General features: G+C 72.1%; 8 protein-coding genes and 4 pseudogenes. 4 read left to right on the top strand and 8 right to left on the bottom strand.

The window, feature by feature from the left end; genetic code table 11:
- Positions 1 to 236: 236 nt before the first annotated feature.
- From ACEXOX_RS37080 to ACEXOX_RS37070, 3 genes and pseudogenes are all read right to left on the bottom strand, one after another.
- Entirely contained in the window at positions 237 to 1547 is a 1311-nt protein-coding gene (locus ACEXOX_RS37080) for an ABC transporter substrate-binding protein (protein WP_406526585.1), read from the bottom strand.
- Positions 1547 to 2413: a carbohydrate ABC transporter permease gene (locus ACEXOX_RS37075; protein WP_406526584.1), complete on the bottom strand. Its 867-nt coding sequence runs from the start codon at positions 2411 to 2413 to the stop codon at positions 1547 to 1549. Before ACEXOX_RS37075 ends, ACEXOX_RS37080 begins: the two co-directional genes overlap by 1 nt.
- Positions 2414 to 2495: 82 nt before the next feature.
- Positions 2496 to 3392, bottom strand: a pseudogene (locus ACEXOX_RS37070) (carbohydrate ABC transporter permease); the annotation flags it as partial.
- Positions 3393 to 3714: 322 nt separating this feature from the next.
- Here ACEXOX_RS37070 and ACEXOX_RS37065 point away from each other — a divergent pair.
- Positions 3715 to 4605 carry an aminoglycoside phosphotransferase family protein gene (locus ACEXOX_RS37065; RefSeq protein ID WP_406525188.1) on the top strand — a complete coding sequence of 297 codons (891 nt, stop codon included), beginning with the start codon at positions 3715 to 3717 and terminating at the stop codon, positions 4603 to 4605.
- Positions 4606 to 4666: 61 nt separating this feature from the next.
- On the opposite strand, the pseudogene ACEXOX_RS37060 reads toward ACEXOX_RS37065, so the two are convergent.
- The 4 genes and pseudogenes from ACEXOX_RS37060 to ACEXOX_RS37045 all read right to left on the bottom strand — a co-directional run bounded on the left by ACEXOX_RS37060 (position 4667) and on the right by ACEXOX_RS37045 (position 9273).
- A pseudogene (locus tag ACEXOX_RS37060) lies at positions 4667 to 5460 on the bottom strand (3'-5' exonuclease).
- Between the two features lie 130 nt (positions 5461 to 5590).
- Entirely contained in the window at positions 5591 to 6856 is a 1266-nt protein-coding gene (locus tag ACEXOX_RS37055) for an SAV2148 family HEPN domain-containing protein (RefSeq protein ID WP_406525187.1), read from the bottom strand.
- A gap of 102 nt (positions 6857 to 6958) precedes the next feature.
- Complete coding sequence (locus ACEXOX_RS37050; RefSeq protein ID WP_406526583.1) at positions 6959 to 8080, bottom strand: copper amine oxidase; 1122 nt, start codon at positions 8078 to 8080, stop codon at positions 6959 to 6961.
- A 385-nt stretch (positions 8081 to 8465) separates the two neighbouring features.
- Positions 8466 to 9273: pseudogene (locus tag ACEXOX_RS37045) on the bottom strand (Tat pathway signal sequence domain protein).
- Positions 9274 to 9511: 238 nt separating this feature from the next.
- Here ACEXOX_RS37045 and glgX point away from each other — a divergent pair.
- From glgX to ACEXOX_RS37030, 3 genes and pseudogenes are all read left to right on the top strand, one after another.
- On the top strand, positions 9512 to 11821 hold the full coding sequence (gene glgX / locus ACEXOX_RS37040; protein WP_406525186.1) for a glycogen debranching protein GlgX: 2310 nt from the start codon (positions 9512 to 9514) through the stop codon (positions 11819 to 11821).
- Positions 11822 to 12296: 475 nt separating this feature from the next.
- Positions 12297 to 14773: pseudogene (gene treY / locus ACEXOX_RS37035) on the top strand (malto-oligosyltrehalose synthase).
- Between the two features lie 320 nt (positions 14774 to 15093).
- Complete coding sequence (locus ACEXOX_RS37030; RefSeq protein ID WP_406525185.1) at positions 15094 to 15243, top strand: hypothetical protein; 150 nt, start codon at positions 15094 to 15096, stop codon at positions 15241 to 15243.
- A 372-nt stretch (positions 15244 to 15615) separates the two neighbouring features.
- On the opposite strand, the gene ACEXOX_RS37025 is transcribed toward ACEXOX_RS37030, so the two are convergent.
- Positions 15616 to 16551, bottom strand: coding sequence for a LysR family transcriptional regulator (locus tag ACEXOX_RS37025; RefSeq protein WP_406525184.1), 936 nt, complete (start codon positions 16549 to 16551; stop codon positions 15616 to 15618).
- Positions 16552 to 16624: the final 73 nt, after the last annotated feature.

The raw sequence follows: 16624 nt of genomic DNA, 5'->3' as shown, positions 1-16624 counted from the left end.
CGCCCCCTGCTTCTTCACAGATCAACAATCCCCGGTCTGCGCGGCCTCAATCCTCGGCATAACACTTCCGAGGCGTGGCATCACTCACTCGGGGCTCCCCTTCGGCCGAACGCGTTTTATACGCAACGCAATTCCCCCGGCACAGCGGGCGACAGAACGGCCGCGCGCTACGCCCGCTCTCCGCCCCCTTATTGGGAATGCGCCGATATTCCGTCACGAAACACCCGCGGGCCTCTTCAGCGCTGATACCGCGCCAGCACCAGATTCCCGTCGTGGACCAGACGTTCGCGCAGCTCGTCCAGGTCGACGGCGCCGCTGTAGTACTCCTGGAAGGCCGGTGTCGCGATCTTGTCCTTCCACTCCGGGTAGCCCCGCACGGACTGCGCGGGGGCGGCGCGCAGCGTGCCGGCCAGGGCGGTGCCCGTCGACCAGCCGTAGCGGTCCGTGTGGAGTTCAGGGGCCTTCAGCGCCTCCCGGCCCGTCGGCAGCATCCAGTCGCCGAGCGCGAGCCGCACCATGTTGGGCGGTCTCAGCAGGAAGTCGACAAAGGCCATCGCCTCCTCCTTGCGGGGACAGTCCGCCGCGATCGACAGGGTCTGCGGGCTGACGCCCTGGTCCCCGCCGCCGGCGCCGCCGGGCGCGGGCAGCACCGTCCACTCGAACTCCTTCGGGGCCTGCTGCACGATCTGCTGCCGGTAGGAGAACCCGAGCGGCAGGATCGCGTACCGGCCGGCGAAGAAGCCGGGGAGCGTGTCGGCGCCGCCCATGCCCAGCGTCGTACGGGCGGCGCTGCGCGCGACGTTGACCTGGTCGTGGACGGCGCGCGGCACCACCTGGTCGGCGGCGTCGAACCGTACCTCGGCCCGGCCGTCCGGGCGGCGCCGGAAGATCCGGCCGCCGGCGGACAGGGCCAGGTTGAGCGTGACGGACACCGGCTCCTTCAGCGGCCAGGCGACGCCGTACCCGCCGCCGCCCGTCAGCGCCTTCGCCACCTCCCCGAACTCCTCCCACGTCCACGGCTCGCGCACGGTCGGCACCCGCACCCCGGAACGCCGCAGCCGCACCTGGTCGGCGATCAGGACGCGGGGCTCCTGGAGGAAGGGGATGCCGTACACCCGGCCGCCGAAGGTGCCCGACTCCCAGCTACGCCGCGGGATGTCGTCCCGCAGGCGCGGGGGCAGCAGGCCGGTCAGGTCGGCGAGATGGCCGCCGTAGGCGAAGTCGGCGAGGTCGTCGGACGCGTCGTGGATGATGTCCGGCGCCTCGCCGCCCTCGAAGGAGGTGAGCAGCTGGTCGTGGACGGTGGGCCAGGCCCCCTGGACGTACTGGACGGGGGTGTCCGGATGCCGGCGGTTCCACTCCGCGACGAGCTGCTTGTTCGCGTCGACGGACTCCTTCTGCCAGGCCAGCGACTGGAAGCGGAGTACGCCACGGTCGCCGCCGCGGCCTCCGCCGCCGCCCGAACAGCCGGGCAGCAGGGCAGCGGCGGGCACGGCCGCGGCGGCGGCCAGCACGGTACGGCGGCGCGGGCTGCCGGGAGCGGCCATCAGTGCTTCACCGCCCCGGCCAGCATGCCGCCGGTGATCCGGCGCTGGATGACGGCGAAGAGCACCAGGCCGGGCAGCGTGGCGAGCAGGGCCGCCGCGGCGAGCGGGCCGAGGTCGGCGACGCCCTCGGCCCCGAGGAAGTGGGTCAGCACGACCGGCATCGTCTGCTTCTCCGGCGATGTGAGCAGGACGAGCGCGAAGAAGAACTCGTTCCACGCGGTGATGAAGGCGAACAGGCCGGTGGCGACGATGCCGGGCATCAGCAGCGGCCCGGTGACCGAGACCAGGATGCGCAGCCGGCCCGCGCCGTCCACCGCCGCGGCCTCCTCCAGCTCCGGCGGCACGGCCCGGACGTAGCCGGTCAGCATCCACAGCGCGAACGGCAGCGACCACACCACGTACACCAGGACGAGCCCGGTCCGGGAGTCGACCAGGTGGAGGTTCTTCAGCACGAGGAAGAGCGGGATGATCACCAGGACCAGCGGGAACGCCTGGCTGACCACGACCCAGCCGGTCGCCGCCCGCGCTAGGCGGGTTCGACGGCGCGCGAGGACGTACGCCATGGGCGTCGCCAGGACGATCGCGACCAGCGCCGAGACCGCGGCGGCGAGCAGGCTGTTGCCGGCGGCCTGGAGCAGCGGCTGCTCGTCGAAGGCGGTACGGAAGTTGTCGAGCGTCGGCGCCCGGGGGATCCAGGTGGGGTGGATGCTGCCCAGTTCGCGGGGCGGTTTGAAGGCGGTGGAGACCAGCCAGAGGAAGGGGAACGCGAGGAAGGCGAGGTAGCAGAGGAGGGCGAGGTACTGCCCGGCCCGGCCGACGCTGCGCCGGGTGGCCCAAGGGCGCTCGGCCGACGAGGACTTCCGCATCACTGTCACTGTTCCTCCTCCCCCTCAGCCGCCGTGAGAGGTAGACGGCCAGCAGGACCGCGATGAGCGCGACCATCGCCAGCCCCATCGCGGCGGCGTAACCGAACTGCCCGTACCGGAACGCCTCCTCGTACGCGAACAGCATCGGCAGCCGGGTGCGGCCGCCCGGGCCGCCGTCGGTCAGCACGAAGACCAGCGCGAAGGAGTTGAAGTTCCAGATGAAGTTGAGCGCCGAGACGGCCAGCGCGACCGGCTTGATCGCGGGCCAGGTGACCGTACGGAACCGCCGCCAGGCTCCGGCGCCGTCCATTGCGGCGGCCTCGTGCAGCTCACGGGGGACGTTCTGGAGTCCGGCGAGAAGGGTGACCGTGGTCTGCGGCATCCCCGCCCAGACGCCCACGACGATCACGGCGAGCAGGGCGGTGGCCGTACCGCTCAGCCAGTCCCGGCCCTCGTCCGGGCCCAGCCCGAAGCCGCGCAGCGTCTCGTTCAGTACACCCGCGTCCGGATGGTAGACCAGCCGCCACATGATGCCCACCACGACCTCGGGCATCGCCCACGGGATGATCGCCAGCGCGCGGGCCAGCCAGCGCAGCCGCAACTCCTGGCCGAGCAGCAGCGCCAGTCCGAGGGCGAGGAAGAACTGCGGGACCGTGACGCCCAGCGCCCACACCAGCCCGACCCGGAACGAGTCCCAGAACAGGGTGTCCTGGAGCAGGTCGGAGAAATTGAGCAGGCCGACCCACCGGGTGGCCTGGGTACGCCCCGACTGCGCGTCGGTGAACGCCAGCCCGATGCCGTACAGCAGCGGGCCCACGCTCAGCACCAGGATCGGGATCAGCGCGGGCAGGATCAGGAACCACGTCCCGTGCCCGGCCACCGGCCGGCCCCCGGCCCGCGACACCGGCCCCGCACCCGTTCCTCTCGTACGCCCCTGCCCCGGTACGGGACCGTCTCGACCCAACGCGACTCCCCGCATCCGCACACCCGGAACGGCTGTGACCACCACGAACAGGCCGCGCGTCCCCGGCCGGAACGGGCCGGACGACCGCCGTCATCGTCGTGACACCACCCGGCGCAGTCAAGCACCCCACCAGAACTCCGCCTCCGCGTCCCCCTCTCCCCCAGCCCCCTCCCCCCATCCCCTTCTCCCCTATTCCCCCTCTCGTCCCACCCCTCCCTCACCCCCTCCCCGTCCCTCCTGTCCCGTCCCTCCCCCTCCCCCCGACCCGGTCCTCCCGGCCCCTCCCCGCCGGGACCTGCGAGACTGATACCGATCACGCACCGCAGGAGGCGCCCCGATGACCGCACCGAGCACCACTCCGTTCACGGAGGCGCACGCCCGGGACGTCCTGGCCGCGGCCGGCCGGCCCGACGTCGCCGCCGACGCCCGGCTGCTCTCGCTCGGCGAGAACGCGGTCTTCGCCACCGACGGCGACGGCCCGGTCGTACGGGTCGGACGCAGCGCCGAACTGCTGGAGCGCGCCGAACGGGAGCTGCGCGTCGCCGTGTGGCTGGCGGATCAGGGCGTGCCGGCCGTGCGCGCGGCCGAGCCGGCGGCCCGTCTGGTGAACGGGCACCCGGTCACCTTCTGGGAGCGGCTGCCCGACCCCGTACGCCCCGCCGAACCGGCCGACCTGGCCGCCCTGCTGCGGCTGGTGCACGCGCTGCCGGAACCGCCGTTCGCCCTCCCCCGGCGTGAACTGCTGGGAGGGGTGGAACGCTGGCTGCGCCTGGCCGGCGACGCGGTCTCGGCGCGGGACGCCGAGTACCTGCGGGGCCGCCGCGACGCGTTCGCCGCTGCCGCCACCGCGCTGGAACCGCATCTGCCGCGCGGCCCGGTCCACGGTGACGCGCTGACCCGTAATGTCCATGTGGGCCCCGACGGCCCGGTGCTCGTCGACCTCGAAACCTTCTCCTCCGATCTGCGGGAGCACGATCTCGTCGTGATGGCGCTCAGCCGCGACCGCTACGGCCTGCCCGCCGCGGCGTACGACACCTTCGTGCGGATCTACGGCTGGGACGTCCGGGACTGGGAGGGCTGCGCGGTACTGCGCGGCTCACGGGAGACGGCCAGCTGCGCCTGGGTCTCGCAGCACGCTCCCGGCAACCCCGCCGCCCTCAAGGAGTTCCGCCGCCGCATCGCCTCCCTGCGCGAGGGCGACACCACCGTCCGCTGGTACCCCTTCTGACGCGCCCTCTCCTGCCGCACTCCCCTCCTGACGCCCCCGTCCCTTCCCTCCCCTTCTCCCCCTACGCGCTACCACGCGCGGCCGACGCCTGCCCCTGCCCGGGCAGACCCAGATCCAGCTCCAGCTCCTCGGAGCGCTCCCGCGCCCGCTGGTACGGAATGAGCGGCCAGGCCGCCTCGACTATCGCCTCCGGGTCACCGGAGCGGCGCAGATACTTCTGGAACGACGCGGCCTGCTCGGCAGCCGCCTCCTCCTGAAGGGCGTGCAGCGCGGCGAGCGCCGTCCCGGCCACCGCCGGATACCGTTCGCCAATCCGGCGCGCCACACCGGCCGCGGCCACCGCGTCCGCACCCGCTTCGTGCGCCGCCTCCAGCGGGACGCCGTAGTGCCGGCAGAGGGCCTGGAGGGTCCGCTTGCCCTTGCGGTAGCGGTCCACGTGCTTGTCCAGCACCAGCGGGTCGATGACCGGGGCGGGCTGCCGGCCGAGCCGCTCGGCCAGGGTCGGCAGGCCGTACCGTCGGCATTCGCGGTCCAGCAGCGAGAGGTCGTACCGCGCGTTCATCACCACGAGCGGGAGGCCCGCCTCCAGCGCCCCCGCGAGCGCGGTGGCGATCTGCTCGACCCCTCGGCCGCCGCCCGGCCGTGCGCCCGCACATGAGCGGTCGTCATCCCGTGTATGGCCGCCGCCTCCTCGGGCACCGGCACGCCGGGGTCGAGCAGCCAGGTGCTCCGCAGGGCCTCCCGGCCGTCCGCGTCCAGCCTGATCAGCGCGGCGGTGACGATACGGTCCCGCTCGACGTCCGTACCGGTGGTCTCCAAGTCGAAACTGACGAGCAGCCCTTGATGCCAGCCCATGACGGCCTCCTTCGGTGGTGCTTCCCCCGTGTTCCCCTACTCTCCCACGCGACACTGACAACGCCCCGGCTTCCGCCGCTTACCGGCCCTCGCCCGCTTCGCGGCGGCCGGCCGCCCCGGCGGGCCGCCCTCACGACACCGGCCGCGAGTCCGCCCACACGTTCTCGAACTCCTCCCGGTACGTCTCGAAGAGGCCGCGGTCGTCGTCCCGGTCCGAATCCTGGCGCAGCACCTCGCGGCCGCCGCCGCGCAGGACGAGGACCGGCGACTCCATGCCCCGGCTCCGCCGCAGGTACGGCTGGACGACGGCCACGCCGTCCGGGCCGTCCCCGTCCACCAGGTAGGCGGTGAAGCGGGGCGTCTCGTCGAAGACCTGGATCTCGAAGGCGCCGGGGTCGTGCAGCCGGGCCCGTACCCGCCGCATGTGCAGGATGTTCATCTCGATGGAGCGGCTCATCTCGCCCTTTTTGAGCCCCAGTTCCCGTTCGCGGCGGCGGACCGCGCTGCTGGCGGGGTTGAGGAAGAGGAGCCGGACCCGGCAGCCGGACTCCGCGAGGCGGACCATGCGGCGTCCGGAGTAGTTCTGTACGAGGAGGTTGAGGCCGATGCCGATGGCGTCCAGGCGCCGGGCGCCCCCGAAGAGGTCCTCGGCGGGCAGCTGCCGCTGGAGGCGCACCCGGTCGGTGTGGACGCCGACGACGTCCGCGTACCGGTCGCCGACCAGGTCCTCCACCGCGTCGATGGGCAGCCGTCCGGCGGTGCGGGTGCCGATACCGGAGCCGAGTATCTCCAGCAGCCGGGCGGAGGCCCTCTCCGCCTGGGCGAGGACGGTGCCGGTCAGGGCGCGGTTGCGGGAGACGATGTTGCGGGCCACCTCCAGCTCGTCGAGGGCCAGCTCCACCTCCCGCCGGTCGTCGAAGTACGGCTCGAAGCACGGCCAGTGCTGCACCATCAGCTCGCGCAGCTGCGGCAGGGTCAGGAAGCTGAGGATGTTGTCGTCTGCGGGGTCGAGCAGGTAGCCCTTGCGGCGGCTGACCTCGCGGACCGCGACCGCCCGCTGGACCCACTCCTGGCCGGTGGGGCCGGCCGCGGCGATGACCCATTCGTCGCCGTGCACCGGTTCGTAGACGGGCAGCAGCACGGCCGCCACGACGGCCCGCAGCCGCTGTTCGACCAGGTTCAGCCAGATGTAGGCGCGCCCGGCCCGCCGGGCGCGGGTGCGCACCTCGCTCCAGGCCTCGGCGCCCCAGTCCAGCTCCGCGCCGATCTCCATCGGCCGGGCCAGGGAGACCGCCCCGGGCGGGGCGTCGACGGAGCCGCCCTCGTGTCCCTCATGACTGTCCTGGCCGTCATGGCCGTCGTCACCAGGGGGCAACTCCAGCCCGCCCGAGCTCACCTGCGCACCGCCTTCCGAACCCCCGTGCCAACGATCAAGGCAGACTACTGCGGGTCCGGGAGGCGGTGCAGCAGGATGGATCGAGTCTCCGGCCAACTGCCCTTATTGGACGTGACCGTTGTGTCCGGAAAGCTCGGGCGGAGTGAGCGGATTCATAGCGGTGACGTCCCGGGGGGCGAGCTGGAAGCCCTGCCAGTGCACCGGCATGGGCTCCTGGTCCTCGTCCCGGGCGATGTGGTGGTATCCGATGTTGACCCACGCGATGGGGTGGCGGAGCGGCTGTCCGTTGACCCACCGGTCCACGCTGGTGCCCGCGCCGGCTCCACAGTTCGCCAGGTTGTTGCTGGCGAACTGCTCACACTTGTCGTATTCGGTGAAGAACACGTCGTGCCGGGTGAAGGCGCGTCCGGTGTACTTGCTGGACCGACCGGGGACGATCTCGTACGACCGCGGATGACCGTCCTTGTTCTTTCCGATGTTGCTGACCACCCGCCACCAGCGGGTCGGCCCGGCGTCCCCCGCCAGCTCCTTGGTCACCGGGGTGCGGACCGTCGTGGTCTTGGGGGTCAGCCCGCCGCTCTGCGCGGTGGTCGTCGAGTCGAACTGCTCGACCCGGTTGGCCGACGAGCCGTCCAGCCCGAAGTTCAGCCGCCAGAAGACGTTGTGGCTGTGGCTGGTGGCGTAGTCCTTGGCGCCCTTGCCGATCGGCCAGCCGCGCCCGTCACCCGCGTCGTAGTCCGCGGGCGAGAGCGTGCCGGTCGCTCCGACCTGCATGTTCATCGTGCCGTCCGCGGAGAAGCGCCACTCGACGATGTATTCGTACCACCCGGTCTTGTTGACCGTGTAGACGAGCAGGTCCTTGCCCTGGAGCTGCTGGATCCTGGTGGTCTCGCCGGGGTAGCGGCCCAGCCGGTAGGCGTGGCCGCGGGCCCGGGTGGTGACGCACAGTCCGTTGACGTTCTCGTGTTCCGGGTCCCAGGCGCCCGGCACCTTGACCGATTTGATGGTGCCGCCGGGACACTCGCCCGGATCCAGCGTCTGGAGCCCCTGGGCGAAGCTCTGACCGGTGAGGTCGTCGTACTCGTTGCCGCCGTCGTCGTAGGGGACGTGGATCTGCGCCAGTTTCGCGCTGGTCAGCACCTGGATCGGGCGGGGCTCGCTCTTGGGCTGGTACGAGACGTTGTCCAGAACCAGTCCGGCGTTCTCGTCGTAGTGCCAGCACATGCGCCAAGTGGTGCCGGCTTCGAGGGTCTGCGTGATGCTGTACGGGGTACTGCACCCTGCGGCGGTGGACGCGGGCGGGGGCGCGGCCTGGGCGGCGGACGGTCCGGTCATCAGGGCGGCCGTACCGAGCAGCAGCGGCGCGGCGAGCAGTGCGGCGCGCCGGACCCGTGCACGGTGGGTACGGACGTGGGTACGGGCAGGGACACGGGCGCGGCCGTGGCCGACGCGGGCGCGGCGGAAGGGTCTTTCGTGCATGGAAACGCTCCTGTACGTCAGTGGGACGCGAGCTTCGGAGTACGCGGGTGCGTGGTGCTGCACGGTTCCTGCCGGGCGGCGGCCGGCCCGTGGCGGGCCGGGACGCCGTGCCGGGGCACGCGCGGGCGGCTCAGTCCAGCCGGCCGACCGTGCGGGCGCTCAGGTCGACCACATAGCGCCGGGTGTCGATCCACTGGCCGTCGCGCACCTTGGTGAAGAGCCGGACGCAGCGGTGCTCCCCGCAGGCGCGCAGCCCGGCCGGAGCCGGTCCCTCCGCCTCCCCCGGTAGACGAAGCCCCGTACGGCCAGCTGGCCGGGGCCGGTCAGCTCCTTGCCGGTGGCGTGTTTGTAGTCCTCCCGCAGTCCGGCCCCCTCGGGTGCGGCGATCAGCAGCCCGGCCGCGGCCTCGCTCTCGGCCCGGTTGGGCGGCGGCTGCACACCGTGCCGGCTGTCGCTCTTCTCCACCTTCCCGGTCGTGAGGTTGACGGTCTTGGTCACGTACGCGTCGGACCGGTAGTCGTAGAACGACACGTTCGCCCGGCGCGGCGGGGCGGCGAGGCCGGTCTCGTCCGGGCCCAGCTCGGCCAGACCGGTGGTCAGCCGCTCCGGCCCCGTCCTGCCCTTGACGTCCTCGGTCGCGCTGCGGAACGTACGGGGCGTGGCGAGGGCCTGGGCCCGCGCGACCTCGTCGTCCGTCAGCGGGTCCCGGCCGACGCCCGTGCTGCCCTCCGCGGGCGCGCGCTCCACCGCTCCCGGCCGTACCTGCGACGTCTGCCCGGTTCCCGCCTCCGGTCCTTCGACCGCGGCGGCCCGGCTCCCCCGCCGGCCGCTCCGGCGTCCCCCGGCAGGGTCACCGCGGCCAGGGCGGCGGTGCCCGCCAGCGCCACGGCCGCTCCCGCCACCAGCTTGCCCAGGTGGCGGTGCATCATCTTGCGCACTGTTCCCCCCAGCTGCCTCATGGTGCTCAGCACATATCGGTCGTCCTGTATGACGATCCGACTTCGCCGCGGGTTGCTCACCTTTCGGCGCAGATCGCGCGAAAAACCAGCCGTATTGGGCAGGTTGAAACACGAGACGATCGCAGCACCGTACGCAGCAAACGAACACGGCGACGCGTGACCGCCGTGATGCCTCAAGGCTTCGCGGCGCCCATCGAGGAAGTGGAAGAGTCGACGTATGCAGGTCTGGCCGGGACAGATGTATCCCCTGGGTGCCACGTACGACGGTGCGGGCACCAACTTCGCGGTGTACTCCGAGACGGCGGAACGCATCGAGCTGTCGCTGCTGCACGACGACGGCTCGGAGACCGCCGTCGAACTGCGGGAGACCGACGCGTTCGTACGGCACGCCTACCTCCCCGGGATCATGCCGGGACAGCGGTACGGCTTCCGGGTGCACGGCCCGTACAAGCCGGAGCGCGGTGACCGGCACAACTCCGCCAAGCTGCTGCTGGACCCGTACGCGAAGGCGGTCAGCGGCAGCATCGACTGGGACGAGGCGGTGTACGGCTACCACTTCGGCAAGCCGGACAGCCGCAACGACCTCGACTCGGCGCCGCACACCATGACGTCGGTCGTGATCAACCCGTACTTCGACTGGGGCGACGACCGCCCGCCCCGCACCGACTACCACGAGACGGTGCTCTACGAGGCGCACGTCAAGGGCCTGACCATGCTCCACCCCGACCTGCCGGACGATCTGCGCGGCAGCTACGCGGCGCTGGCGCATCCCGCGATCATCGAGCACCTGACCGAGCTGGGGGTCACGGCCCTGGAGCTGATGCCGGTCCACCAGTTCGTGAACGACCACCGGCTGGTGGACGCCGGACTGGCGAACTACTGGGGCTACAACACCATCGGCTTCTTCGCCCCGCACAACGCGTACGCGTCCTGGGGCGACCGCGGGCAGCAGGTGCTGGAGTTCAAGTCGGCGGTACGGGCGCTGCACGAGGCCGGTATCGAGGTCATCCTCGACGTCGTCTACAACCACACCGCGGAGGGCAACCACCTGGGGCCGACGCTGTCCTTCCGCGGTCTGGACAACGCCTCGTACTACCGGCTGGCCGACGACCCCCGCTATTACATGGACACCACCGGCACCGGCAACTCCCTGCTGATGCGCAGTCCGCACGTCCTCCAGCTCATCATGGACTCGCTGCGCTACTGGGTGACGGAGATGCGGGTGGACGGGTTCCGCTTCGACCTGGCGGCGACCCTGGCCCGGCAGTTCCACGAGGTGGACCGGCTGTCCTCGTTCTTCGACCTGGTGCAGCAGGACCCGGTGGTCAGCCAGGTCAAACTGATCGCCGAACCGTGGGACGTGGGCGAGGGCGGCTACCAGGTGGGGAACTTCCCGCCGCTGTGGACCGAGTGGAACGGCAAGTTCCGCGACACCGTACGGGACCTGTGGCGCGGCGAACCGCGCACCATCGCCGAGTTCGGCTCCCGGCTGACCGGCTCCTCCGACCTATACCAGGGCGACGGGCGGCGCCCGCTGGCCTCCGTCAACTTCGTCACCTGCCACGATGGCTTCACCCTGCGCGACCTGGTCAGCTACGACCACAAGCACAACGAGGACAACGGCGAGGACAACCAGGACGGCGAGAGCTTCAACCGGTCCTGGAACTGCGGCGCCGAGGGCCCGACCGACGACCTCGGGGTCCAGGAGCTGCGGGCCCGCCAGATGCGCAACTTCATCGCCACGCTGCTGCTGTCGCAGGGCGTGCCGATGCTCAGCCACGGCGACGAGTTCGGGCGCACCCAGCACGGCAACAACAACGCGTACTGCCAGGACAACGAGCTGGCGTGGGTGCGGTGGCCGGGGGCGGGCGGGGCGGGGGCGACAGCTGAGGCAGACGTGAACGAGTCGTCGCTCGCCTTCGAGGGAACACCGGAAGCGGACGGATCGGGCGCGACAGCCGCATCGGACGCGGACGGGCCGGACACGACAGCAGAGTCGGACACCGGCGGATGGAATGCGGCCGTACCGGACACAGGCGACCAGGGGCAGGCGGCCGTCCGCGAGGAGGACCGGGAGATGCTGGCCTTCGTCCGGCAGATGGTGTGGCTGCGGCGCGACCACCCGGTCTTCCGCCGGCGGCGCTTCTTCCACGGCCGCCCCATGGAGGGCACCCACGACGACCTGTCCGACATCGCCTGGTTCACCGCCGAGGGCGAGGAGATGCGGCAGCGCGACTGGCAGGCGGCGCACGCCAAGTCGCTGACGGTCTTCCTCAACGGCAGCGCGATCACCGAGCCCGGCCCGCGCGGCGAACGGATCACCGACGATTCCTTCCTGCTGATGTTCAACGCGCACGCGGACGACCGGCAATTCACCGTGCCCGTCGACCACGGCCGCCAGTGGCAGGCGGTCGTGGACACCGCCCATCCGGAGGTCGTGGCCGACGGCGGGGGCCTCAAGGCCCAGGCCGGCGACCACCTCACGCTGCCCGGCCGCAGCATGATGGTGCTCCAGCGGCCCGCCTAGGCGTTCCGGGGCCGGTGGACGTACAGGGCCGGGACCGGTGGTCGCGCATGGCCGGGGAACCGTTTGCGCACGGCGGCGGCCCCGGCCTCCCCCTGCCTCCCGGCCCCGGCCCCGGAGCGGTCGCGCGAGTACGGCGCACGGCACTCGCGCCCGTTCCGGATACGCCACCAGCCGTACGCCCGGCTCCGCCATTGCGGTGGATCCTGCCGGTTCCGTACGCCCGGGTTCCGGTTGCCGTACGGCGTAGTACGGACGCCCTTGCTCAGCGGCGGTCAGGTCTCGGCCATACGCCCGTACGGCGGCACCCGTCCCGGGAAAACCGGGTCGGGTACGGACAGCTTCCCGCCCGGGAGCGGCCGACTTTCCGCCTAGGAGCGGACAGCTTTCCTCCCAGGAGCTGACGACTTCCCGCCCGCTGTTCCTTCGAAGCCGGACCGGTGAAACAACAAGCCGTCCGGCGGGTACGGGTGTTCCCATGACGGCCGACTCCAGTGCGCCACCCACCACCACTGTGCCACCTACCGCTACCGCGCCCCCCACCGCCACGTACCGGCTCCAGCTCCAGCCGGACCTGCCCTTCGCCGCAGCCGAGAAGGCCGTGCCGTACCTCGCCGCGCTGGGCGTCTCGCACCTCCACCTCTCCCCCGTGCTGGAGGCGGCGCCCGGGTCCACACACGGCTACGACGTGGTGGACCACTCGGCAGTACGGGCCGAGCTGGGCGGTGAGGAAGGCCTGCGCGCGCTGGCCGCGACGGCCGCGGCGCACGGACTGCGGCTGGTGGTGGACACCGTTCCCAACCACATGGCCGTCCCGGCACCGGAGTCGCTCAACACACCGCTGTGGGCGGTGCTGCGGGACGGCCCCTCCTCCCCGTACGCCCGCTGGTTCGACATCGACTGGGACGGCGGGCACGGGGGACGCGTGCTGCTGCCGGTACTGGGCGGGCGGCTGGGAGACGAACTGGGAAACATCCGGGTCGACGGCGACGTACTGCGCTACCACGACCACGCCTTCCCCATCAGGCCCGGCACCGAGCAGCTTCCGCTGCCCCGTCTGCTGGACGCCCAGTGGTACCGCCTCGCCTGGTGGCGGCTGGCCCGCAGCGAGATCAACTACCGGCGGTTCTTCACCATCTCGGAGCTGATCGGCGTACGGGTCGAGGATCCGGAGGTCTTCGACGCGACACACGCCACCGTCCTGCGGCTGCTGCGCGAGGGCGTCGTCGACGGGCTGCGCATCGACCACCCGGACGGCCTGGCCGCCCCCGGCGACTACCTCACCCGGCTGCACACCGCGACCGGGGGCCGCTGGACGGTGGTCGAGAAGATCCTGACCGGCCGGGAACAGCTGCCGCGCGGCTGGCGGTGCGCGGGCACCACCGGCTACGACGCGCTGCGCCACCTCGACGGCCTGTTCGTCTGCCCGCTCGGCTCCGGACGCCTGTTCAGCGTCTACCGGGACTTCGTCGCCCCGCTCGCGGACGCGGGTGGCGACTGGGAGGAAACCGCACGCCGCGCCGCCTACGAGGTGGTCACCCACGACCTCGCGGCCGAGGTCGACCGCCTGGTGCGCACCGCGAGCCGGATCAGCGACCGGGCGTCCCACCAGGGCGACCACGCGCCCTGGGCGCTGCGCACCGCCGTCCGCGAACTGCTGGTACGGCTGCCCGTCTACCGCCCGTACGCCACCGACGCCGCCGGGGCGCGCACCGCGCAGCGCAGCGAGCTGGACGCGGCGATGCTGGCCGAGGCCGCCGCACGGGCGCGTACGGTCTTCCGCGCGCCGGAGGAGGCGCTGGCGGTGGACCTGGTGCGCGACCTGGCGCTGGGCCTGCTCGGCAACGGCCCGGACTGCGCGGATTTCGCCGCGCGTTTCGCCCAGACCTCCTCCGCGCTGCGCGCCAAGTCCGGGGAGGACACCGCCTTCTACCGTTACGTACCCCTGCTGTCGGCCTGCGAGGTCGGCGCCGACCCGGGGGCGCCCACGGTGGGCGTGGACACCTTCCACGCGTACTGCGCCCGCCTCCAGCGGGACTGGCCGCTGACCTCGACGGTGCTCTCCACCCACGACACCAAGCGCAGCGCCGACGTACGGGCGCGGATCGCCGTCCTGACCGAATGCCCGGACCGGTGGCGGGAACTGCTGCGCCGGGTGTCCGCCGGGCCAACCGGGGGCGAGGGTCCGCAGCCGCCGGACCAGCACCTGGCGTGGGTGGCCTGGCAGACCGCCTTCGGCCTCGGCAAGCCGTCCGCCGAACGGCTGATCCCGTCGGTGCTGAAGGCCGTACGCGAAGCGGGGCTGCACACGTCCTGGACGGACCAGAACGCCGGGTACGAGGAGGCGGTCGGCGACTTCCTGCGCGCCGGCCCGTGCGGACCGGCGGCGTCCTCACTGACCGAACTCGCCGCCGAGCTCGCACCGTACGTCCGCGCCAACGTCCTCAGCGCGGCCCTGCTGCACCTGACCATGCCCGGAGTACCCGACCTGTACCAGGGCACCGAGACCGAGTACAACGCCCTGGTCGACCCCGACAACCGCCGCCCGCCCCGGCTCCGCGCCGACCTGCTCACCGAACTCGACGACGGCGCGGCCCCACAGGACCTGTCCGCCGAAAAACTACTGCTGACCGCGACAGCCCTGCGCCTGCGGCGGACCCATCCCGAGTGGTTCGGCACCCAGGGCACCTACACCCCCTGCACGCCGACGGCACCGCAGCCGGCCACTGCCTGGCCTTCGCCCGGGCCGGCCGGTCGGTGACGGTGGCAACCCGCCTCTCCCTCCGCCTGGCCGAGGACGGCGGCTGGCGCGACACGGAACTGACGCTTCCGAACACCGGCACAGGCACAGTCTGGCGCGAACTGCTCACCGGCCGGGAGGTGCACAGGCCGGTGGTATGCCTGCGTGAGCTGCTGGGGCGGTATCCGGTGGCATTGCTGGTGGCGGGGGGCTGAGGGGCTGCGCATACGGACGGGGCCTGTGTGGCGGCTGCACAGACGCGGCGGCAGCCGGGGCCGCCCCGCGCCCAAGTCGCTCAAGGCTCCGGCCAGCCGTCGGCGCACACGGTGATCAGGCGGTGCCGGCGCCGTACGGATCGATGGGGGCGGGAAGGCGGGCCCGTGGATCTGGGCGCGGGGCAGCCCTGACGGGGCGAGGGCTTCGTCTGCGTGCTGGGCCGCGGTGTCGAGCCGGTGGTCGGCGAGGGCGACCATGCTGCGGGCACCGCAGGCCCAGGCCGTCAACCTCAGGTCGCCCGTGCGCCTACCGGGCGGAGTTGACCGGCTTCGTCGACTCCCCGGTCTGCTCACCCGAGCCGGTTCTGCGCCAGGAACTCGACCTGTCCACCTCGTGGTGGTCATCACTCCGCAAGGACCTGGAACGGCTCACCGCGGTCCGCACCGACCGGGTAGCGGTGCGCCAGTAGTGGACCGACCGGTCCGTGCCCCACTTCACCGGCCTGCCCGCGCCGCAGATCACCGAGTGGGCCACCGCCCATGCGATCTGCACTTCGCCAACCTCACCACCGACCGGCCAGCCATCCTCGCCTGGGAAGGGTGGGGCATCGCCCCGTACGGCTATGACACCGTCCTGCTGTACGTCTACAGCCTCCTCGCGTCGGCCACCGCCGCGCGCGTGAAGCACGAGTTCGCCTACCTTCTCGGCTCTCCGCAGGGACGAGCCGCCCAGATGATCGTGGCCACCGAACTGCTCCAACCCGCCTCCCGCGGCGACCATCCGGACCTCGTACCCCTCCTGCACAGGCTCATCAAGGAGCTCAACGGAGCACTCCAAAAAATCACCGAAGGTGCTCGTCCGTTCCGATTTCGGTTCGAGAGGGCCGGGGCCGAACTCGTTGGCATGTGGGGAGTCGGCGTTCGCGGAGCAGCGTCACGAACCGCGCGGCCGCGCCCGTGGGCGGCACACGGGAGAAGGCGGTGATCTCGCGGCGCCACGGCGGGTCGGTGGGGACGGCGGTGCAGTCCAGGCCGGTCAGTTCGTGGGCGGCGGTGATCAGGACGCCCACGCCGGCCGCGGCCATCCGTACCGCCGTGGACGTGTGCTGCGTACGGACGGCCGTACGGGGCGTGAAGCCGGCCCGTTCGCACTCCACGTCCAGCCACAGCCGGCCCGCCAGGACCGGTTCCAGTGCGCAGCGCACCCAGGGCCGGTCGGCCACTTCGTCGATCCGGACGGCGGCGCGGCCGGCGAGCGGGTCGCCGGGCGGCAGGACCATCACCATGTCCTCGGTGCCCACGACCGTGACCGGGCCCGGCCACTTCTCGGGCCGCGGTCCGACCGCCAGGTCGGCGACGCCGCGTTCCATGTGCGCGAACAGGTCCCCCGTGGTGGCGTATTCGTGCAGGACGAGGCGCACTCCTCCGTGCTCGCGCCCCCAGCGCGCGCAGACCTCCGGGAGTACGCCGACGGCGTGCGCGTGCACCGTCGCGATGTGCAGTTCGCCGCTCTCGGCCCCGGCCGTCGCCAGTGCGGCCCGGCGGGCCTGTTCGGCGCTGCGTACGGCGAGTTCGGCGTGCGGGAAGTAGGCGCGGCCCATGGGCGTCAGCCGGACGCCGCGCGGCAACCGTTCCAGCAGCGGGCCGCCGGACTCCCGTTCCAGGGCCTTGATCTGGTGGGACAGCGCGGACTGGGTGACATGCAGCAGCTCGGCCGCCCGGGTGAAGGACCCCTCTTCGACGACCGTGACCAGGTATTGCATCTGCCGCAGACTCATGCCCGCCCCCCTACGCCCCACCATGAACGTTCTTCATGGCCCCTATGGAAACATTGCCTTGGACTCATGGCGG

It is taken from the genome of Streptomyces sp. Ac-502, assembly GCF_045222935.1.
Lineage (GTDB): Bacteria > Actinomycetota > Actinomycetes > Streptomycetales > Streptomycetaceae > Streptomyces > Streptomyces monomycini.
The sequence above is the reverse complement of the archived record's forward strand: the minus strand, read 5'-3'. Positions and strand labels throughout refer to the sequence as shown.

Coding starts and splice junctions, on each gene's coding strand:
- ACEXOX_RS37050 (WP_406526583.1), bottom strand. CDS start 8,080: ATGTGCTGGCACTACGACGAGAACGCCGGACTGGTTCTGGACAACGTC.
- ACEXOX_RS37080 (WP_406526585.1), bottom strand. CDS start 1,547: ATGGCCGCTCCCGGCAGCCCGCGCCGCCGTACCGTGCTGGCCGCCGCC.
- ACEXOX_RS37065 (WP_406525188.1), top strand. CDS start 3,715: ATGACCGCACCGAGCACCACTCCGTTCACGGAGGCGCACGCCCGGGAC.
- ACEXOX_RS37075 (WP_406526584.1), bottom strand. CDS start 2,413: ATGCGGAAGTCCTCGTCGGCCGAGCGCCCTTGGGCCACCCGGCGCAGC.
- ACEXOX_RS37025 (WP_406525184.1), bottom strand. CDS start 16,551: ATGAGTCTGCGGCAGATGCAATACCTGGTCACGGTCGTCGAAGAGGGG.
- glgX (WP_406525186.1), top strand. CDS start 9,512: ATGCAGGTCTGGCCGGGACAGATGTATCCCCTGGGTGCCACGTACGAC.